This window comes from Acetobacter sp. AAB5 (genome assembly GCF_050106715.1).
Lineage (GTDB): Bacteria > Pseudomonadota > Alphaproteobacteria > Acetobacterales > Acetobacteraceae > Acetobacter > Acetobacter oryzifermentans.
Genome location: NZ_JBNIEW010000003.1, coordinates 346,492 through 366,817, shown reverse-complemented (window position 1 = coordinate 366,817; position 20,326 = coordinate 346,492). Strand labels below are relative to the sequence as shown.

Sequence of the window (20,326 nt, the reverse complement as noted above, 5' to 3'; positions counted from 1 at the left end):
AGCCTGACACTCTCAGCCCGCTGCAATCATAATTTCAACAAGCGCGGGGCCATCGGTCGCTAATGCTGCTTCCAGCGTGGGCGCAATATCCGCCGCCCGTGTTACTCTGCTGGAAGGCACCCCCATGGACCGGGCCAGAGCCTGATAGTCTATTTTTGGATCAACAATATCCATGGCGGGATATGTACCCTCCTGCGCAGAGATATAGTTGTTTTGCTGCCGCATGAAGTTCTTGAGCACGTTGTACTCGCAATTGTTCATCACAACAAAAGTAACGGGCAGCTTTTCGTGTGCGGCTGTCCACAAGGCCTGTGGGGAATACAGGGCTGCCCCATCCCCCACTAATGAGACAACTCTGTCCCGCCCAAGGCCAAGTGAGGCCCCAACAGCCGCAGGCATGCCCCAACCCAGCGCTCCACCCCGCAGGAAGGAATACTGGGCAGACCATGCACTTTCTAAAAACAACCGAACATCGGATGAGGTGGCAATGGCCTCATCCACAATGGCAATATCCGGGCCAATGGCGCGCACCGTCTCCCACGCGGCAACGCGAGGGGAAATAACGGCATCTGCCGGATGGGCCAGCACCTCTGCCACGGCCTGCGCACGCTGCGCGCGGCGGGCTTCTGCCACCTTCTGGCCCGATGCCGCATAGGCAGCACGCTGCGGAGCCGCCGCCTGCTGCAACATAGGCAACAACGCCTGCAAGGATGCACGAATATCCCCCACCACGGAAAGCGGCGTCCAAAACGTGCGCCCCAGATCTCGCACATCGGAAGACATCTGATACACTGCGCAGGATGGCGGCAGGGCAGGGCCTTCTGTGTACAGAATGGTGATAAGGGATTTGCCACCCAATGCGAAAATGGCATCGTATCCGCTTAGCTTTTCCGCAATGCCCGTGGCTTGTGTAGGCAGATTACCGCACCACAACGGATGCGCCGTGGCAAACGGAATGCGTGATGGCCATGATGAACCATAAACCGGCGCACCCAAACACTCTGCCACAGCGGCAACTTCTGCTGCGGCATCCGAGGCATAGACCTCATCCCCTGCAATAATGGCCACCTTGCCGGGGCGCAGGGATGTAAGGGCACGCGCCAGTTCTGGCAGACCACCCGCCACGGCCTGACGGTTGATATTGGAAGGTTCACCAATATCCACGCTGCTCATTTCTTCCATCACATCCATGGGGAGTGACAGAAAAACCGGCCCTGTAGGGGCTGCTGTGGAATCATGAAAAGCGCGGCGCAGCAAAACAGGAAGTTGATCTGCATGGGCCACTTCCTGCGCCCATTTTACGGCGGGGCGGGCAATCTGCACCAGATCACCAAATAAAAGTGGATCAGAAATAGTGTGGCGGGAATCCTGCTGCCCGGCAGTAACCACTAATGGGGTTTGAGAAACACTGGCATTAAGCAGATTGCCCATGCCATGGCCCAACCCACCTGCTGTGTGCAGGTTTAAAAATGCCGGTTTGCGGGCAGCCTGCGCGTAACCATCGGCCATAGCCACCACGCTGGCTTCCTGAAGGCCCAGAACGTAATGCACGTTGGGCACTTCTAGCAGGGCATCTATAAGCGGCAGTTCCGTGGTGCCGGGGTTGCCGAATATGTATTCAACCCCTTCACTTCGCAGCACTTCCAGCAAAACCGCTGCACCACGCCGGGTTTTGCCGCCTGCCATTTCTACAGATGTTACTGCCATTACGCCTGCCCCCTATTCTGCCGTTTTGGCAAGTGTGCCACAGCATGCGCATTGGCACACGCGCCATTGCCCAACTGTATATACACTTTGCACGGCTGAAAGGATTTGTTCATGCCCCTACTCTGAATAGACTGGCAGAAATATGCAGGGGAATTCACAATCAGGCAGACTGTTAACATCTGCGTTGCTGGCCCGGATTTCTGTCATGCTGCGCTGCCCTTTCTGGCAGCCTGAACTGCTACGCCGCTTGTTATAACAAAATATGGCATTTTGCAAAACAGGCGGCGCGCACATCAGCAAAAAAATCTGGCCTGCGTTTTTTGCGCAGCTTTACGCTGCGGCACTCGTTTCACCCAACTGAGCCAGTGGCTGCATGAGCAAATGGTTGTGAGAATAATCTACCGGCACAGCAATAACCACTGGGCCTTCTACATCCATAGCCGTGCGCAGGGCCTGACGCACTTCGTCTTCCGTGGTGGCGTTAATGCCCGTTGCGCCACAGGCTTCTGCATATTTTGCAAAATCAATGGGGCCAAAGTTTACGCCGGAGCCACGGCCATATTTCTTCTGCTCCTGCATTTCCACCATGTTATAGGCTTCATCAATCCAAACCATGTGGATCAGGTTGCACTTCAGGCGCACAGCCGTTTCCAGCTCCATGCTGGACATCATGAAGCCACCATCACCAGAAATGGACAGCACTTTCTGCGCCGGGTTCAGCAGGCTTGCGGCAATACCCCACGGCAGGCCCACACCCATTGTTTGCTGACCATTGCTGATAAGCACCTGACGCGCCCGGAAGGACAGCAGATAACGTGCCAGCCAGATATGGAAGGTGCCCATATCCAGGCACAGTGTCATATCCGGGGTTACAAACTGTTCCAGCTCACGCACAATCTGGAGCGGGTGCACGGCATTGTTGCTGGTGCTGCGGGCTTCCAGCAGCGCGGTGGTGCGGGCTTTTTTGTAGCCTTCCAGAACAGTTTCCAGTTCTGGCGCACGGGTTAGCTTGCCTGCATCTTTTGCCAGAACTGTTAGCGTTGGTGCAATTTCACCAATCAGCTCAATAGCCGGAACGTAGGCGTTATCCAGTTCTGCGGGAACGATATCTACGTTAATGATCTTGCGGTCATCATTCACGTTCCACAGCCACGGATCGTATTCTACCGGGTTGTAGCCAACAGCCACAACCACATCGGCTTCGTGCAGAAGCTGGTCACCATGCTGGTTGCGGAACAGGCCAACACGGCCACCAAAACGGTCCACCAGATCTTCAGAAACCGCACCCGCAGCCTGATAGGTGCCCACAACCGGCACGCCTGTTGCTTTTACAAAAGCGCGCACGCCTTCTGCCACATCCGGGCGGCTGGCCAGCATGCCCAGCAGAACCACAGGGCGCTTGGCGTTTTTCAGCATGGTTGCGGCTTCTGCAATCACATCAGCCGGGGCACCGCCAACGCGCGGCAGCGGACGTCCAGCCAGAACCGGCGCCTGTGCAGGCATGGACAGCACATCCATAGGCGTGCTGACAAAAGCTGCACCGGGGCGACCACCTTCTGCAAAGCGGAAAGCATTGGCCATCACTTCAGAAATCGCAACCGGGGTTGTCAGCTCCACACTGTATTTGGTGATGGGCTTAAACAGGTTGACCGTATCCATGGTCTGGTGCGTCAGCTTCAGGCGGTCTGCCAGTTTTACGGCGCCACCAATAGCCAGCACCGGGTCACCTTCTGAATTGGCGGTGGCAAGGCCGGTTACAAAGTTGGAAGCACCGGGGCCAGATGTGGCAATGCACACGCCTGCCTTACCTGTCAGACGGCCAAGGCCACCTGCAATAAAAGCTGCGTTTTGTTCATGCCGCGTGACAACGGTGGTGATGGAGGAATCCACCAGCGCATCAAACAGGCGGTCCACCTTAGCACCTGGAATACCGAACACGTGCTTAACGCCGTGGGCTTCCAGATTTTTGACAATAAGCTCCGCACCGCACTGAGCGGCGTTGTCTGCCGGATTGGTCATTTGAGTTCTGTCCTGCAAAAACTGGGCTGCCAGAAAGCTGTTTTTCAGCAGCCCCGTTAAAAATATTCAGCGAATGGAGGCTCAGCCGCCTTCAGCAATACGGATCGCTTCGCTCAGGCTTTCGGGGTTCAGGTCCGCCTTGGCGAACTGTTCCGTACGGGGCAACTGAATTTCCAGATCGGAAATGGAGGCCACTTCAAGCTTACCGCGCACAAGGCGATATTCTGTAACGTGCCCGCCACGTTTGCTATCTTCAGAAAGGAAGTGCAGGTGGTAGCCCGCAACATTCACGCCCTGCATGTAAACCGGGGTGCGAAAGCCGATCATGGTGCCCATAACGTTTTCCATGGTGCAGGTGGGCTGCTTTTTCACCACTTCCAGCATGTGCGGATACGGCTTGCACTGGCAGAACACCGTGCGGGTATCAACGCGCTGGAATTCACCCGTAAAGCGGATGGCGCCAAACAGATTGGGGTTACCCAGCAGGCTATCCACCAGCTCTTCAAACGTTTCCTTGGTTTTGGGGGAATCGATGGTAACTGTTTTTTCCGGCTCAAAATAAGTTACGCATGCAAAAGGCGTTTTAAGAGAACCGGGCACTTCTGCGGCCAAACCTTCTGCACGAAACTGGCGCACAACGCCGTCCGTCACAATCATTTCGCCATCTAGTGCGTTAAAGGTGCCAAGGCCAAAGTTACCGTGCTGGAGCAGCTCATCCAGCGTGGTTTCACCATCGTACACCGCATCCAGCAGGGCCGCCATGGTAGAGGTTTGGTACAAACGGTTTGTAACAGGCTTTTTCAGCACGCCGTTACCAAGGGCAGAAGAGCGGACATCCATGTCCATCACCGACTGTTTTTTCATGCTGCATACTCCCACAAACGCATGGTGGTTTAAGTTCGTTTCGCACGCACGTTATAACAGTGGCAGCCAGTCTTCCAATATATATTGAACACGTTATCCATATGCATTACATATACCATATGGATATCAGGCACCTGCGCTACTTCGTAACCGTTGCTGAGCATGGCAGCATTACCCGTGCCGCAGAGGCACTGGGTATTGAGCAACCCCCACTCAGCCAGCAAATCCGCCAGCTTGAGCGCAATTTGGGCGTAACGCTGTTTGAGCGGCAGACTCGTGGCATGAAGCTGACAGAAATTGGCGAAGTGCTTTTGCCCCGTGCCCGCACGATTTTGGATTTGCAGGCACAATTTCTTTCCACGGCAGAAGGTTTGGCGCGGGGGGAAAGAGGGCATATCCGCGTCGGGCTGGCGGGGGCCGTGCCGCTGTTGCCGGTTATTCCGCTTACCATCCGCCGGTTTCGGGAAATGGCGCCCGATGTCACGCTCTCTTTGGAAGAAAGCAACACCCCTGCCCTTTGCGCAGCATTGCACGAACCCAGCGTGGATATTGCCATTATCCGCCCGCCGTTTACCGACCCCTCACGCCTCTCGGTTTTTCATCTGCTGGATGAACCCACGGTTATTGCCCTGCCCCGCGGGCACAGGCTGGCAAAGGAACCGGTGATCAGTTTGGATATGGTGGCGGATGATCCGCTGATTATCTTCCCGCGTGAGTTGGGGCCGGGCTTTCATGATGCTATTTTGTCGGCTTATCAGCTTGCAGGCGTTACCCCTACAATGGGGCAACAGGCCCCACAAATTGCAGGTACCGTGCCTTTGGTGGCAGCGGGGCTTGGGGTTTCTGTTGTACCACGCTCGCTCAGCCAGATTCATGCAGGCGGGGTAACGTTTCATGCCATTAGCGAACCAGCCCCCCGCGCCACGCTGGCGGTTGCCATACGCACCGGGCAGAACATGCCGCTGGTTACGCGGTTTGTAACGGTGTTGCGCACGGCCTGCCGCAAGTGGGAGCAGCGCCAGCACGACGCCGCCCCCTTTGCAGATTCGGAAAACCTCTAACCGCCTTAGCCCTGCTGCGGGCGATACGGCACAGATGCCCGTGGCAGACCATCTTCTATGGGCATATCCGCATGGCGAGACCACTCGTTCCATGATCCCATATAAATGCGCAGCTTGGTAAATCCGGCAGAAGCCAGCGCCACATAGGTATTGGCTGCGCGTGCGCCCTTAAAACAGTAGATGATAATATCATCATCCGGGTACAAGTTACGTGTTGCCGCCAAGGCCCGAATATCTTCCGGCGTTTTAAAACGTGCTTCCTGATCCTGCGTGTGCATGAAGCTATACCACTCTATCCACACAGCACCGGGAATACGCCCTTTGCGCGGTGCAAAGTCCACCCCATAAGGAGATGAACTTTCACCCAGCCATTCCACCTTATCGCGGTTATCCAGCAGTTTGATGGATGGGTTGGTAAGGGCTGCAAACACATCTTGCCGCGTGGCCATAAGTGCATGGTGAATAGCCAGCGGAAACTGCGTGGGCGCTGGATGCGTGATATCCTGCGTAAGTGTGCCGCCAGAGGCCAGCCATGCCCGCAGCCCGCCATCCAGAATACCTACCTTGGGGTAGCCCAGATACTGCAAAATCCAGTATCCACGGCAGGAGGCACCATAGCGTGTATGCAGGGCATCTTCATACACAACGGCTGTTTTGCTGCCATCCAGACCATATTGCGCAAACAGCGATGAAAACTTTTGTTGCAGGCTGGCCAACCCGCTTTCTGATGTTTCTGCCAGATAGGTGAAAATATCCGGCATATTGACGGCACCGGGAATATGCCCTTTGGCAAAATCTTCTTCCGAACGCACATCTATCAGAACGGCGTTGCCGTTGTGCTGCAACTGCCGCAGGGCATCCGGAGTGTAGAGAACGTCTGTCATGTATCTTCAGTCCGGTCTGTTCACGAAAGGCCGGACGCTATCAGGTCTGCGCCCATGCGGGCAGAGCCTGCGTATCACTGCCGCCATACCATAAAAGCAGCCAACACCCCCTTATGGCCGCCCGGAACGATGATACGGATGCCCCGCCGCAATAGCCTGCGCGCGGTAGATTTGTTCCACCAACATAATGCGCACCAGCATATGCGGCCATGTGAGTGTGCCAAAGGACATGGAAGCATCGGCCCGCTGGATAACCGAGGCATCCAGCCCCTCCGCCCCGCCAATAACAAAGCAGGGCGTGCGGCCCGCCGCCAACCAGCCTTGCACGGCGTTAGAAAAATCCGGGCTGCTGAAATGACGCCCGGCTTCATCCAGCACCACAACGTGGCTTTGCGCGGGGCAGGCTGCCAGAATGGCTTGCGCCTCGCGCCGCTTGATTTCATCCGGGCTGCCGCGCCCATCTGGCAGTTCTATAATATCCAGCTTGGGGCGCAGGCGCTTGAGGTAGCGTTCCACCAGCGCCCGCTCGGATTTATCCTTCATCCGCCCGATAGCCACCAGCCTCATGCCAGCGCGCTCATGCGTACTGAAAAATCAGAGAACAACATTATAAACTGGTCGATTACAGGCGGGTGACGTTGCCTTCCGCGCCTTCATCCAGTTCCTTGCCCCACATTTTTTCTAGCCCATACAGCGTACGTGCTTCTGGCTTGAACAGGTGCACCACAATATCGCCCGTATCCAGCAGCACCCAGTCTGACCCGTTTGCGCCTTCCACCATCACGCGTTTGATGCCGATATCACGCAGCTTGCGTTCAATATGCTGCGCCATGGCGGAAATCTGACGGTCTGCCAAACCTGTGGCAATAACCATCCGATCTGCAAAAGAGGCACGGCCTGCCAGATCGATCACCACAATATCTTCGGCCTTGTCATCTTCAAGGCTGGCGGTAATGAGGGCCAGAGATTGCTCCAGCATATCCGGGGCCACGGCTTCGCGCTTGGTGGTGGCCTTGGGGCCAGCAGCCGCGGCTTTTTTACGTACAGAACCGGGTGCAGCAGCCCCGGCAGTGGTTGCAGCACGCGCCGGAGCGGCCCGCCCCTTGGTGGACGTGGTGGCCGTGCGGGAACGTGCTGATGTTTCGGCGGGGGGCTTGGTAGGAATGACCGTTCTCCTGATCTTTAAAGCGTATCGGGGGTATGGGGTTGGCCTGCAGCAGCATTGAATCCGCCCTGCTGACGAATAGCTGTTGCAGATATACTGTTTTGTGCCCCCGGAAGAAAAGCCCACACCGGGGGAGAAAGTTCCGCAAGGGCATGCGCACGCCATGCAGGCACCCGCCAGCGGGCCAGATACCGCCCGGCAAGCCCATGCAAGGCCCGCGCATTTTGCCCCGGACGGGGGAAAACCGCCACTGGCACGCTATGCACAAGCTGCCGCCAGTTTTTCCAACGTGGCAAGGTGGCCAGACCATCTGCGCCCATGAGCCACACAAACCGCACACGCGGAAAGCGCGTTTGCAACACCCGCACCGTATCCACCGTATAACGTGTGCCGATTCGGCTTTCTATATCCGTGGCAATAATGCGCCGCCCATCCGCCAGTTGGCGGGCCGTGGCCAAGCGTACGGGCAAAGCGGCCATATCCGACCGTCCATCTTTAAGCGGGTTACCGGGTGAAACCATAAGCCATACCTGATCCAACCCCAGCACCGCCAGCGCACGCCGCGCAATGGCTTGGTGCCCTTTATGACCGGGGTTGAAAGACCCACCCAAAAGCCCAATGCGCAGGCATCTGTTATCCCCCCAAGTGGGAATAACAGTGCCATGCAAGCAAGGCTCTGTAAGCGGATATGCCTGTTGCTGCACCTGCGCGCCCTGTGCAGTTGGCTGCATGGCCGAAAAAATCAGGAACGTACCTGCCCGGTGCCAATCACTTCGTAACGGAAGGTTGTTAACTGCTCTACGCCCACCGGGCCGCGAGCATGGAAGCGGCCTGTGGCAATGCCAATTTCCGCACCAAAGCCAAACTCTCCCCCATCACAGAACTGGGTCGAGGCATTCCACATCACCACAGCGCTGGAAACACCGTTCATAAACCGTATGGCCATGTTTTCATCCGCCGTCACAATGGCTTCTGTGTGGGATGAGCCATACTGTGCAATGTGGTCCAGCGCTTCATCCACACCATCCACCACGGCAATGTTCAACACCGCATCCAGCCATTCTGTAGCGAAGTCTTTTGCCGTTGCGGCGGGGAGATCGGGCACAATGGCGCGTGCTGCGGCATCCGCCTTAAAGGTGCAGCCTTTTTCTGCCAGATCCGCCACAATTTGCGGCAGCAGCGCAGCGGCAATGGCGGCATCCATCAGCAGTGTTTCGGTAGAGCCACAAATGCCGGGGCGGCGCATTTTGGCGTTCAGCACAATGCGGCGCGCCATAGCAAAATCTGCGGCGGAATGAATGTAAGTGTGGCACAGCCCTTCAGCATGGGCCAGCACAGGCACGCGGGCTTCGCGCTGGACACGCTCTACCAATGAGCGCCCACCACGCGGGATAATCAGATCGATCAGGCCAGAAGCCGTAAGCATTTCCGCCACATGGGCGCGATCTGCATCTGGGGCAATCAGCACGGCATCTTCTGGCAAGCCAGCAGAGCGCAGCCCGGCCTGCATTGCGGCATGAATAGCACGCGCACTGTTCAGACTTTCTGAGCCACCACGCAACAACACGGCATTGCCGGATTTCATGCACAGCCCGGCGGCATCTGCCCCCACATTGGGCCGGCTTTCATAAATCATGCCGATAACGCCCACAGGGGTAGCAACGCGGCGAATGCGCAAGCCGTTGGGGCGTGTCCATTCTTCCAGCACACGGCCTACGGGGTCTGGCAGATCTGCAATTTCTTCCAAACCACGCGCCATGGCTTCCACCCGTTCGGGTGTGAGTGTCAGCCGATCACGGAACGCATCATTGGCGGTGGAGGCAGCAAGATCCTGCGCGTTGGCTTCCAGAATGGCAGGAGTAGCCTCACGCAAAGCCGCTGCGGCGGCCCACAGGGCCTTATCCCGCGTGGCGGAAGAACTTTGCGCCAGTGTGCGGGCCGCCAGCCGAGCACGATGGGCTAAAGCAGCCATTGGCCCCTGCCCCTGTGCCTGCGCTGGAACATCCTGCACGGGTTTAGCCGAAGCCGTTGTAACCCCTTGCAGCTTACTCTCACCCTCCGCGTTCATAACGGCGTTCCTATCTCCATCTTTTCTATCTGGCCTGCCGGTGCAGGCAGGCCATCAAGTTCTTATTTATGTGGTTGTGCGCTGGATGTTAGACGTTAAAGCGGAACAGCAGCACATCACCATCTTTTACTACGTAATCACGCCCTTCAATACGTAGGCGTCCGGCTTCCTTGGCGCCAGCTTCCCCACCATACTGAACGTAATCATCATACGCGACAGTTTCACATGCAATGAAGCCGCGTTCAAAATCATTGTGAATAACGGCAGCTGCCTGCGGGGCCTTGGTGCCTGCGGTAATTGTCCAAGCACGGGCTTCCTTGGGGCCTACGGTAAAGTAGGTGCACAAACCCAAAAGCTTGTAACCAGCGGCAATAACCCTATCCAGCCCGCTATCATTCAGGCCCAGACCTTCCAGAAATTCGCGCCGTTCTTCATTTTCAAGCTGGCTGACTTCGGCTTCAATCGCGGCAGATACAATAACGGCAGCAGCACCTTCCGCCGCAGCCTTGGCTTGCACCTGTGCAGAGAACGCGTTGCCAGTTGCGGCCGAGTCTTCATCCACATTGCACACATACAGCACCGGCTTGGTGGTGAGCAGTTGCAGGCGGCGTACGGCTTCTTCTTCCCCCGCAGGAATGGCGGTGCGGGCCGGGCGGCCTTCTCGCAGCGCTTCCATCAGCGGTTCCATAACGGCAAGCTGGGCTGTGGCTTCGGCATCCCGGTTGCGGGCGCGCTTTTCCAGATTGGGCAGACGTTTTTCCAGCGAATCCAGATCCGCCAGCATCAGCTCCGTTTCAATAATGTCGGCATCACGCACGGGGTCCACGCCGCCTTCAACGTGGGTGATATCATCATCCTCAAAGCAGCGCAGCACATGAATAATGGCGTCCACCTCACGGATATTGGCCAAAAACTGGTTGCCCAGCCCTTCACCCTTGGAGGCACCGCGCACAAGGCCCGCAATATCTACAAATTCAAGGCTGGTGGGCACTTCGCGCTGTGATTTGCCAATTTCCACCAGCTTGTCCAGCCGGGGGTCTGGCACAGCCACGCGGCCTGTATTGGGCTCAATCGTGCAGAACGGATAATTGGCCGCCTGCGCCGTGGCCGTGGCCGTAAGCGCGTTGAACAGCGTGGATTTACCCACATTGGGCAGCCCGACAATACCGCAGTTAAAACCCATCAGCCCTTGCTCCCTTCCGGCAGTGCAACCTTTGTCATGAACTGGTCTGCCCGCCCATCTGCCAACAGGGGGGCGGCATCGGCCATGCGATCAAGCAGCCGTTCCAGCCATTCCTGCCGGTCTGTTTCCGTAAAATTGCCCAGCACCCAGCCATGCACCCGTTCTTTTGCGCCGGGGTGGCCAATGCCTATGCGTACACGCCAATATTCCGGCGTGCCCAACATTTTATCTGTAGAGCGCAAACCATTGTGCCCCGCAGCCCCTCCCCCGCGCTTTATGCGCAGGCGGCCCGGCGCCAGATCCAGCTCATCATGAAAAACGGTAATATTTTCGGGTGCGATTTTGTAAAAAGCGGCAGCTTCCTGCACACTTTCACCCGATTTGTTCATGTAGGTCATGGGCAGCAGCAGCAGAACTTTCTGCCCGCCTATGCGGCCTTCCGCAACTTCGCCCTTAAAGCGGTTGCGCCATGGCGTAAACCCGTACTTACGGGCTATGGCTTCTACTGCCATAAAGCCAACATTGTGCCGGTGCCGACGCATGGAGGATTCGGGATTGCCCAACCCGACCCAGAGCAGCATTGCTGATTCCACCTAACGTTATGAACAGCACAGGGGGCACGCGCATCTGCACGCACCCCCCATGCCTAATAAACAACCCGAATAAACCGGCTTCCGATCAGGAAGCGGCTTCTTCCGTAGCTTCTGCTGTTGCTTCACCTTCCGTGGTGTCCACGCTTGGTGCAGCAATAGAAGCCACAACAAAGTTTTCTTCGTGGGTCAGCGGGGTTACGCCTGCGGTACCCTGCACATCTTCCCAACGCACGTTGTCTGCAATGTCCAGCTTGGACAGGTCAACGGTGAAGAATTCCGGAATGTTGTCTGCCGGTACGTCCACTTCAATGGTGTGGCGCACAACGTTCAGCACGCCGCCGCGCTTGATACCGGGGCATGTTTCTTCGTTTTCGAAGTGAACAGACACTTCAACATGCACGCGAGAGCCAGCGGCCAGACGCAGGAAGTCAACGTGAACAGGGCTGTCCTTCACGGGGTGCAGCTGCACATCACGCACCAGAGCGCGTTCTGCCTTGCCATCAACCTTGATTTCATACACGCGAGAGCGCCAGCCAGAGGCCTGAATGCCCTTGATGATAATGCGCGGGTCGATAGCAATAAGGGTGGGTTCCTGCTTGCCGCCGTAGATAACGCCGGGCACAAGCCCTGCACGCCTCGTTGCCCGCGCTGCCCCCTTACCAGCCTTCGCGCGCGCCGAAGCTTCGATAGATGTAATCTTGGACACGTTGACTTCTCCATAAAAAACTTAATCACGCAGGCCTCCAGGGGTGCCCACGCAGTGGCAGCGCCTTACAGCAAAAGCTGTGCAGGAGCAAGGTATAGCTTGTGCTATAGGGCTGGCTTTGGCACCTGTTGCCCCACAGCCCTTGCCGGAGAAGCCGCTTATGCCCCTGCCGCAAACCACCACGCCGCCACAACAGTTTGGCAGTGATAATTATGCCGGCCTGTGCCCGCAGGCGCTGGAAGCCATAAGCCGCGCGGCCAAGGGCTCCACCCCCGCATATGGGGATGACGCCTGGACACGCCTTGCCGCCAAAGCTGTAGCGGATGTGTTGGAAGCGCCTGAAGCCGCAGTGTTTTTTGTGCTTACTGGCACCGCAGCCAATGCGCTGGCGCTGGCAACGCTGTGCCCACCTTATTGCAGCATTATTGCCTCGGAAGTTGCACATGCTGAAACATCCGAGCGCGGCGCCCCAGAGTTTTTTACCGGCGGCGCCAAGCTGATAACGCCCCCTACCCCAGACGGTAAGCTAACCCCAGAGGCCATAAAACTGGCTGCCCGCCGCGCCAGCAGCCCACAGGCCTCCACCCCCGCAGTGGTGACTATTACGCAACCCACAGAAAACGGGCTTGTGTATTCGGTGGATGAGATTCGGGCCATTGCCAATGCCTGCCACGATCATGGGTTGCGGCTGCATATGGATGGCGCACGTTTTGCCAACGCCATTGCCACACTGGGCTGCACACCCGCCGCCATGACATGGCAATCCGGCGTGGATGCCCTAAGTTTTGGTGGCACCAAAAACGGCATGGCCATGGGGGAAGCCGTGGTGTTTTTTAAACGCAGCATGGCGCAGGGCTTTGCCGAACGCGCCAGACAAAGCGGGCAAACGGCATCTAAAATGCGCTTTCTGTCCGCACCGTGGCTGGCCATGATCCATAGTGGCGCATGGCTGGACAACGCGCGCCACGCCAATGCCAGCGCACGCCAATTTGCACAGGCGGTAGAAGATATTCCCTCTGTTAAACAGGCATGGCCCGTGCAATCCAACGCCGTGTTTTTGCTCATGCCCGAACCTGTCATGAACGAATTGCGGGCCAGAGGCTGGCGGTTTTACACGTTTTTTGGGGGTATCTGCCGCTTTATGTTTGCGTGGGATGCACGGCCAGAAGCCATTGCCGCATTAGCAGCAGATTTACGTAGCTGCGTGCGCGGGCAAGGCACCCTTTAAGCCGTAAGATATACAGTGCGGCCTTGACATAAGCGCTGCTCCCCTGCTTCCTCCGGGCACAACGGAATCATTGCCAAAAACCGCCCCTGCTGCAACGCCGGGCCAGATTTCAGGACAAGACCATGCATCCTTACCGTTCCCACAGCTGTTCGGCCCTTCGCGCCAGCGATGCCGGCACCACCGCGCGCCTGTCCGGCTGGGTGCATAGCAAGCGGGACCACGGCGGGCTGCTGTTTATTGACCTGCGCGATGAAACAGGCCTGACACAGATTGTGATTCCCGCCGGTTCCCCCGTTATGGAAACCGCCGAACACCTGCGCGTAGAAAGCGTGATAACCGTAACCGGTGACGTGGTGCTGCGTGATGAAACCACCCGCAACCCGGACCTAGCCACAGGTGATATTGAAGTGCGCGCCCGTGAGCTGATTGTTCAGTCCTCCGCCGCTGTGCTGCCACTTCAGGTTGCCGGGCAGGAACATTATTCTGATGAGCTGCGCCTGCGCTACCGCTATATTGATCTGCGGCGCGAACAGGTGCACGCCAACATCCGCCTGCGCTCCGCCATTATTGCCAGCATGCGCCGCCGCATGACGGATCTGGGCTTTACCGAGTTCCAGACCCCGATCCTGACAGCATCCTCCCCCGAAGGTGCGCGTGACTTTCTGGTGCCTTCCCGCACCCATGCGGGCAAGTTTTACGCTTTGCCGCAGGCCCCGCAGCAGTTCAAGCAGCTTGCCATGGTGGCCGGGTTTGACCGCTACTTCCAGATTGCTCCGTGCTTCCGTGATGAAGCCTCCCGCGCGGACCGTTCCCCCGGTGAGTTCTACCAGCTCGACTTTGAAATGGCCTTTGCCACGCAGGACGAAATTTTTGCCGTTCTGGAAGAAGTGATGTCTGGCCTGTTTACGGAATTTGGCAAGGGCCGCGCTGTTAGCACCGCACCGTTTGAGCGTATCCCCTATGCCCGCGCCATGAAGGTGTATGGCTCCGATAAGCCAGACCTGCGCAACCCGCTGCTGATTACCGATGTAACGGAAGATTTTGCCGGTTCCGGCTTTGGCCTGTTTGCCCGCATTGCCGCCGATGGTGGGGAAGTGCGCGCTATTCCGGCCCCCGGCGCTGGTGGCCGCCCCCGCTCCTTCTATGACAAGCTGAACGCTTGGGCGCGTGAAAACGGCGCTGGTGGCTTAGGTTACATCACCTTTGCAGAAGAAGGCGGCCAAGGCCCGATTGCCAAAAACCTTGAAGCCGACCGTGTAGAAGCCATTCGCACCAAACTGGGGCTAAAGCCCGGTGATGCCGTGTTCTTTGCTGCTGGCAAAGGGCATGATGTGGCCAAGTTCTCTGGCCTTGTGCGCACCCGCATTGCTGAAGAACTGGATCTGATTGAAAAGGATGCCTTCCGTTTCTGCTGGATCACGGACTTCCCGATGTATGAGCTGAATGAAGAAACGGGGCTGATTGACTTCTCGCACAACCCGTTCTCCATGCCGCAGGGTGGCCTGGAAGCGCTAAACACCAAGAACCCGCTGGATATTCTGGCTTACCAGTATGACATTGTGTGTAACGGCATTGAACTTTCCTCCGGTGCTATCCGTAACCATCTGCCGGATGTGATGATCCGCGCCTTTGAAATTGCCGGTTACCCAGAAAGCGAAGTGGAAGCCCGCTTTGGCGGTATGCTCAACGCCTTCCGCTACGGTGCGCCGCCGCATGGTGGTTCCGCCCCTGGTGTGGACCGTATTGTGATGCTGCTGGCAGATGAACCGAACATTCGTGAAGTTATTCTGTTCCCGCTGAACCAGCAGGGCGAAGACCTGATGATGGGTGCCCCGGCCCCTGTTCCGCCGGAACGCCTGAAGGAACTCTCCCTCGCGCTGAACCTGAAGCCCGCTGTCAAGAAAGACTGATCGGGCCTTCACATCTGCATGCAAAAGGGCCACACCACGGCCCTTTTAACATCCGGGTGGTTGCAAGACCGCGCCGGATGTTTTTTTGTACCGGGTATGAGACGTTTACGCCGCCTGCCTTCTTACACTCCCCCTGCCCGCAGTTTTTTCTTGAGGCAAGGATACGCTTGCTGTGCGGTAAGCAAGGCCGTTGCGTTTGTGCTGGTTGGTGGCGTGGTGGCCCTGCCCCCACAAATGGCACACGCCCAAACAGCCGGAGCGGTGGTGCCTTCTGGCACGGTTACGCAAAGCACAACCCCAGCCGATACACACACCAGCATTACGCCCCACACTGCGCCACCTTTTTCCGATACAGATACCCGCCAGATTGCCTCGCAACGCGCGGTGTATGATCTTACGCTCACAGAAGCCTCTGGCGGCAAAACGCTTTCTGCCACGGGCACCATGCTTTACAGCGTGCGGCATGGATGCAGCGGATGGTCCACCCAACAGCGGTTGGATATTCAAAGCGTAACACGCCAAAACGGCGTGGAGCATATGGTGTCTGACTATTCTACCTTTGAAAGTGCAGATGGGCACAGCCTGATCTTTCGCACCATGGAAACATCTAACGGCAAGCTGCTGCAAAACATTCGGGGAGAAGCAACACTGCATGCGGATGGTTCTGGCACGGCACATTATGAAAAACCTTTAGCCAAAACGCTTACACTTCCGGCTGGCACGTTGTTTCCCATCCAGCATACAGTTTCCATTTTAGATGCAGCCCGAAGCGGAAAAACCGAGATTTCGGCACCTATTTTTGATGGCACCTCACCAGATGGCGCAGCAGATACGTACATCACCCTTTTGGGCTGGGGCAATACAACGCCCACAACGGATTTTGCCGCCCTGAACGCCTTGCAATCTGGCCGCGTGCATGTGGCCTTTTTTGCACGCACGCCCCCCAATATGATGCCAGAATATGAAATTGGCATGCGTTATTTTGCCAATGGTGTTTCCGATAATCTGACGCTGGATTTTGGAGATTTCCGCATGAAGGGCACATTGCATGCGCTTGATCTGCCCACGCCCGAAACATGCCACGCCAAACCGCACCAGAAGAAAAATTAAAACGCCATAAACAAAAAATGGCAGGAAGAACCTGCCATTTTCTTGTGCATCAATATGTATGAGATTAGTGCGAAAGCGCACCACCAGACTGATGAGCCGAGCGCAGAACTGTTACCAAATTCTGCAAATCCTGCGGGTTGGATTTAAGAATAGCAACATTGGCAGGTTCGGGCTGCGGCATCTTGGTATTGCCGGGGTTGGCAGGCACGTTCATCAAGCTGCCTGTTAGGCCCACGCAGGTCAGGCTCATCACAAAATCATGCGCTGAAAAGCCATTCTTTTGCAAAATTGGCTCCAAACCTGGCACCTGCTGCACAAGGGCAATCTGCTGATCCAAAGACATGCCAAAGCGTGAAGGTGGCTGAATACCTGCGGCCTGAATTTCCTTTAACGCGGTGGTTAAACGCGGCAACACGTTTGGAGCCAGATGGTAATGCAGCGCGGTATCCATATCGTGCTGCAAGGTGGCTACCTGCTCTGGCGTTAAATTGGGCGCACCATTGCCACCTGTGGAAACAGTTTGCGCCTGTGCCGCCGTGCCAACCACAAGAGCCGCAGCCCCCATGGCGCCCAACAGAGCAGAGCGGAAGGAAAGTTTTAGAGTATTTCTCATGCTTCTATCACCCATTCACCTTTGCGCATCAATGCCACGCGTTCACCTTTGGCATCCATGCCGTCCACATCAATTTCACCAGAACCAATCATCCAGTCTATATGGATCATGCTGCTATTGGCCCCACGTGCAGCCAATGCGGCCTCATCCAACCCAGCCGTATCACGCATACATTTGGTGTAAGATTGCCCCAATGCGATATGGCTGGCGGCGTTTTCATCAAACAATGTGTTCTGGAACAAAATACCGCTGCGCGAAATAGGGGAAGAATTGGGCACAAGCGCTACTTCCCCCAAACGGCGCGCGCCTTCATCCGTATCCAGCACACGGGCCAGCACATCTTCACCCTTGCTGGCGTGCATTTCCACAATGCGTCCGGCTTCAAACCTTACGCGAATATCCTCAATCAACGTGCCTTGGTGTGAAAGCGGCTTGGTGGCCGCCACCGTGCCATCCACCTTAAGGCGGTGTGGCGTGGTAAACACTTCCTCGGTTGGAATATTGGGGTTGCACACAATGCCGTTTCCGGCTTTTTCCGCACCGGCTGCCCATTCGTGCCCATCTGCCAGCCCCACCATCAGGTCTGTGCCGGGGCCTTTAAAATGCAGCGCACTGTAACGGGCATTATTTAAAAACGTGGCGCGGCGATGCAGAACGGCATTATGGGCCTCCCAATCCGCCACCGGGTTTTCACCCGTAATGCGCGAAACAGAAAAAATAGCCTGCCACAGTTTTTCTACTGCCTGATCAACCGGCAGATCCGGAAATACCTGTGCCGCCCATGCCGGAGAAGCCGCCGCGACAATGCACCAGTTCACATCAAAATTGGTGATAATTTCCATAGCAGGCCGGTTCACGCGGGAATTGGCCCTGCTGGCGCGGGAAATACGCTCCGGGTTCTGCCCTGCCAGCAATGCGGGGTTGGAACCCGTAATGGCCATACGCGCGGCACCATTACGGAAGGCTTCTGTCATACCGCCAGCAAGCCAGCCTGCTGCGGTATCAAACGTATCTTCCGCCGCGTATTTATAACGGGCCAGCGTGGTTTCCTCATCCGAGTAAAAGGTGCTGACGAGCGAGGCCCCAGCCTTGTACGCGTGTTCCGTAATCCGGCGCACCAGCGGCACGGCATGAAGGGGGGCGGTAATAATAACCTGCTGGCCGTGGGCCACGTTCAGGCCAGTGCGCGCTGCCACTTCACCCAGCTTGTCCAGCATGGTGGCAAATTCGGCAGATGCCAGATAACCACCTGCGGCATCCTGCGTGTTCTGTAAGGCCATAATATCCATATTTCCCTTAACTTTGCTGCACCACACGCCTGATTTTGCAATATGGCAGACATGGGGTGCAGAACTCAAACACCTCTATGTGTATCGGATACCGAACGAGGCCGGGCGTCAATACACATGGGCAGAAAGCTGCTTTCCGTTTCCTGTACTTAGCTTTTCGGCAAGGGCTCCGGCAACAGGCTGGCGGGCAGGTAAAGCGGGTGGCATGGTCGGCCTGTTTTGCTCAGCCGCAGCGCATCCACCGTAATGCCGTGTTTTTGGAGCATATGCACCACCTCCGGCCCACGGGCCAGCAGGGCCTTGTGGTGTGGTGTGCCATAAGCCGCAATCACTTTATTGGCTTCCTGCGCCATTTCCAGCAGGGCTTTATCATTTTCTGGCCCAACCGGATCTGGCGTTTCCAGCAGCCGAAGCTGATCTGTGCACCGATACGCAAAAGTATTGCCCACCAAAATACCGCCATACCCCCATGCACGGGCATAGCGCTGGCATTTGGCGACAGTACGGTCATCTCCATATTCTGTGGCAACGGATGGGTTCATCATCAGCCACATAACCAACGGGCGTGTTGAATCCCACACCCGTTTCAGGCGGTAACGGTAGCATTTATCTGGGCCGCCATAGGTAGCGGTGCTAACAACATCTTCTGAAAGTTTCAGAGGGCGGGCGGTGCCTACATTATGCCCTTCAAACAGATCTTCCATTACACTCCCGCTGGCAGAACATAGCTTAATAAGCCTAAGTTTTAGGCCGTGTTCCATTCTGGCACAAATCTGGCTGCCAGCGGGGATTTGATATAGCTAGTGTGCAGCGCGCCACGCCTTGGTGGTGGCAGCAATAACCTGCTGCTGGTTCTGCTTTAATTTTTCCACATCATAGCCAAGGGCAGCACTTTGCTGGGGCGTGATGTACCCCCATTGCACCAAAGATTGCGCCAGACTTTGCGGAAACGGCACGGTTTTTACAAACTGCTTGGGGCAGGATGCACCATCCTTGTTTTGAGGCCATGCGGCTTTATCCAGCGCGCACCATGTTTCTGCAAAATCAGAGTGCGTATCATAGCGCGCCATCATGTAACGCCAGCCTGCGTTCAGCTCCCCTATATTTGCGCTGGTGGCCACGTAGGCGGCCAGATAGCCGTTTACTTCTGTAACACCCGTTTTGCGCCATTGTGCGGAATCCTGCGCAAGCTGGTTACGCAAATAGGCCGCAAAACGGGGCTGCGCCGTAACATTCTGCAACTGGCCATTCTGATACTGATACAACACCACCGGCATGGCCGAACCTGCGTGAGAGGCAAAGGCGTAATCAAACCGTTCATCCGTATAAACAAGCTGGCGAGTGCCATCTCGCGCTACGTCCTGCACAATAGGCTCCCCGCCGCCATTTTGGGCAGGCAGCGCCAGCACGCGCCATTGGCCTTGCGGGGCGGCCTCTACAATAGCAGCCGCCTGGCAACAATGCGCCCCACCTGTGTACCCCGAAACCACAACCTGCGGCAGGGCATTCTTTGGCGCATTTGGCACAAGTTGATACAGGGAAAGGTTTAAATCCATCAGCCCACCACTATCATCCGCCATCAGGCTGCCAAGGGTCTGAATGAAGGCCGGATGATCCGGGGCGTTCACCTCCAAGGTGGCTACACGGCAGGTTTGCCCTGCTGTTGGGTTTTCATCCTTGCCTAAAAGCAAACTGTTGGCCGGGCAAGGCTGTTTGTCCACCACTTTTACCGCAGCTTTTAGGCTTAGGGCAGATAAGGCCACCGGGCGGGCTTTTGCGTGCAGATCATCCCCTTGCACCTGCCCACTTGCAAGCGGAGGCACCGTGCGCGGTTGCACATTGCGCGTGATAATCCGCTGTTCTGCCGGTGTTGCTGCATAAGCCTGCGCATATGGCACCCCTGCACCAGCCAGCACCATACATGCG

The 20,326-nt window shown here is 56.7% G+C and carries 19 protein-coding genes; 4 read left to right on the top strand and 15 right to left on the bottom strand.

The window, feature by feature from the left end:
• Window positions 1-12 precede the first annotated feature (12 nt).
• From ACP7IZ_RS05785 to budA, 3 genes are all read right to left on the bottom strand, one after another.
• The gene (locus tag ACP7IZ_RS05785) at window positions 13-1,707 is read right to left on the bottom strand and encodes a thiamine pyrophosphate-dependent enzyme (protein ID WP_426848218.1); all 1,695 of its coding nucleotides are present in this window, start codon (window positions 1,705-1,707) and stop codon (window positions 13-15) included.
• A 330-nt stretch (window positions 1,708-2,037) separates the two neighbouring features.
• On the bottom strand, window positions 2,038-3,726 hold the full coding sequence (alsS, locus tag ACP7IZ_RS05780; RefSeq protein WP_426848217.1) for an acetolactate synthase AlsS: 1,689 nt from the start codon (window positions 3,724-3,726) through the stop codon (window positions 2,038-2,040).
• Between the two features lie 81 nt (window positions 3,727-3,807).
• On the bottom strand, window positions 3,808-4,590 hold the full coding sequence (budA, locus tag ACP7IZ_RS05775; protein WP_426848216.1) for an acetolactate decarboxylase: 783 nt from the start codon (window positions 4,588-4,590) through the stop codon (window positions 3,808-3,810).
• Window positions 4,591-4,709: 119 nt separating this feature from the next.
• On the opposite strand from budA, the gene ACP7IZ_RS05770 reads away from it, so the two are divergent.
• Entirely contained in the window at window positions 4,710-5,651 is a 942-nt protein-coding gene (locus ACP7IZ_RS05770; RefSeq protein WP_426848215.1) for a LysR family transcriptional regulator, read from the top strand.
• A gap of 5 nt (window positions 5,652-5,656) precedes the next feature.
• On the opposite strand, the gene ACP7IZ_RS05765 is transcribed toward ACP7IZ_RS05770, so the two are convergent.
• The 8 genes from ACP7IZ_RS05765 to ACP7IZ_RS05730 form a co-directional block, all read right to left on the bottom strand.
• Window positions 5,657-6,535 (bottom strand): sulfurtransferase, encoded by an 879-nt coding sequence (locus tag ACP7IZ_RS05765; protein ID WP_426848214.1) that lies wholly within the window; start codon window positions 6,533-6,535, stop codon window positions 5,657-5,659.
• A 111-nt stretch (window positions 6,536-6,646) separates the two neighbouring features.
• Entirely contained in the window at window positions 6,647-7,102 is a 456-nt protein-coding gene (locus tag ACP7IZ_RS05760) for a 23S rRNA (pseudouridine(1915)-N(3))-methyltransferase RlmH (protein WP_426848213.1), read from the bottom strand.
• 55 nt (window positions 7,103-7,157) lie between these two features.
• The gene (gene rsfS / locus ACP7IZ_RS05755; protein ID WP_426848246.1) at window positions 7,158-7,700 is read right to left on the bottom strand and encodes a ribosome silencing factor; all 543 of its coding nucleotides are present in this window, start codon (window positions 7,698-7,700) and stop codon (window positions 7,158-7,160) included.
• Between the two features lie 17 nt (window positions 7,701-7,717).
• Window positions 7,718-8,431 carry a nicotinate-nucleotide adenylyltransferase gene (locus ACP7IZ_RS05750; protein WP_426848212.1) on the bottom strand — a complete coding sequence of 238 codons (714 nt, stop codon included), beginning with the start codon at window positions 8,429-8,431 and terminating at the stop codon, window positions 7,718-7,720.
• 11 nt (window positions 8,432-8,442) lie between these two features.
• Entirely contained in the window at window positions 8,443-9,768 is a 1,326-nt protein-coding gene (locus ACP7IZ_RS05745; protein ID WP_426848211.1) for a glutamate-5-semialdehyde dehydrogenase, read from the bottom strand.
• A gap of 88 nt (window positions 9,769-9,856) precedes the next feature.
• Window positions 9,857-10,951 (bottom strand): redox-regulated ATPase YchF, encoded by a 1,095-nt coding sequence (ychF, locus tag ACP7IZ_RS05740; protein ID WP_006116928.1) that lies wholly within the window; start codon window positions 10,949-10,951, stop codon window positions 9,857-9,859.
• Window positions 10,951-11,532, bottom strand: a complete 582-nt coding sequence (pth, locus tag ACP7IZ_RS05735) for an aminoacyl-tRNA hydrolase (protein WP_003625001.1) — start codon at window positions 11,530-11,532, stop codon at window positions 10,951-10,953. Before pth ends, ychF begins: the two co-directional genes overlap by 1 nt.
• A gap of 97 nt (window positions 11,533-11,629) precedes the next feature.
• Window positions 11,630-12,250 carry a 50S ribosomal protein L25/general stress protein Ctc gene (locus ACP7IZ_RS05730; protein WP_426848210.1) on the bottom strand — a complete coding sequence of 207 codons (621 nt, stop codon included), beginning with the start codon at window positions 12,248-12,250 and terminating at the stop codon, window positions 11,630-11,632.
• A gap of 160 nt (window positions 12,251-12,410) precedes the next feature.
• Here ACP7IZ_RS05730 and ACP7IZ_RS05725 point away from each other — a divergent pair, with 160 nt between their 5' ends.
• From ACP7IZ_RS05725 to ACP7IZ_RS05715, 3 genes are all read left to right on the top strand, one after another.
• Window positions 12,411-13,478: a threonine aldolase family protein gene (locus ACP7IZ_RS05725; protein ID WP_414145654.1), complete on the top strand. Its 1,068-nt coding sequence runs from the start codon at window positions 12,411-12,413 to the stop codon at window positions 13,476-13,478.
• A 122-nt stretch (window positions 13,479-13,600) separates the two neighbouring features.
• Window positions 13,601-15,388, top strand: coding sequence for an aspartate--tRNA ligase (gene aspS / locus ACP7IZ_RS05720; RefSeq protein WP_426848209.1), 1,788 nt, complete (start codon window positions 13,601-13,603; stop codon window positions 15,386-15,388).
• A 150-nt stretch (window positions 15,389-15,538) separates the two neighbouring features.
• Window positions 15,539-16,498: a cell envelope integrity EipB family protein gene (locus ACP7IZ_RS05715; RefSeq protein WP_426848208.1), complete on the top strand. Its 960-nt coding sequence runs from the start codon at window positions 15,539-15,541 to the stop codon at window positions 16,496-16,498.
• Window positions 16,499-16,562: 64 nt separating this feature from the next.
• Here the strand turns inward: ACP7IZ_RS05715 and ACP7IZ_RS05710 are convergent, their stop codons facing one another.
• The 4 genes from ACP7IZ_RS05710 to ACP7IZ_RS05695 form a co-directional block, all read right to left on the bottom strand.
• Window positions 16,563-17,111, bottom strand: coding sequence for a hypothetical protein (locus ACP7IZ_RS05710; protein ID WP_063353521.1), 549 nt, complete (start codon window positions 17,109-17,111; stop codon window positions 16,563-16,565).
• Complete coding sequence (locus tag ACP7IZ_RS05705; protein WP_426848207.1) at window positions 17,108-18,400, bottom strand: aminopeptidase; 1,293 nt, start codon at window positions 18,398-18,400, stop codon at window positions 17,108-17,110. Before ACP7IZ_RS05705 ends, ACP7IZ_RS05710 begins: the two co-directional genes overlap by 4 nt.
• 149 nt (window positions 18,401-18,549) lie before the next feature.
• Window positions 18,550-19,104, bottom strand: coding sequence for a DUF1643 domain-containing protein (locus ACP7IZ_RS05700; RefSeq protein WP_426848206.1), 555 nt, complete (start codon window positions 19,102-19,104; stop codon window positions 18,550-18,552).
• Window positions 19,105-19,200: 96 nt separating this feature from the next.
• Window positions 19,201-20,319, bottom strand: coding sequence for a thylakoid lumen protein (locus tag ACP7IZ_RS05695; protein WP_426848245.1), 1,119 nt, complete (start codon window positions 20,317-20,319; stop codon window positions 19,201-19,203).
• Window positions 20,320-20,326 lie beyond the last annotated feature (7 nt).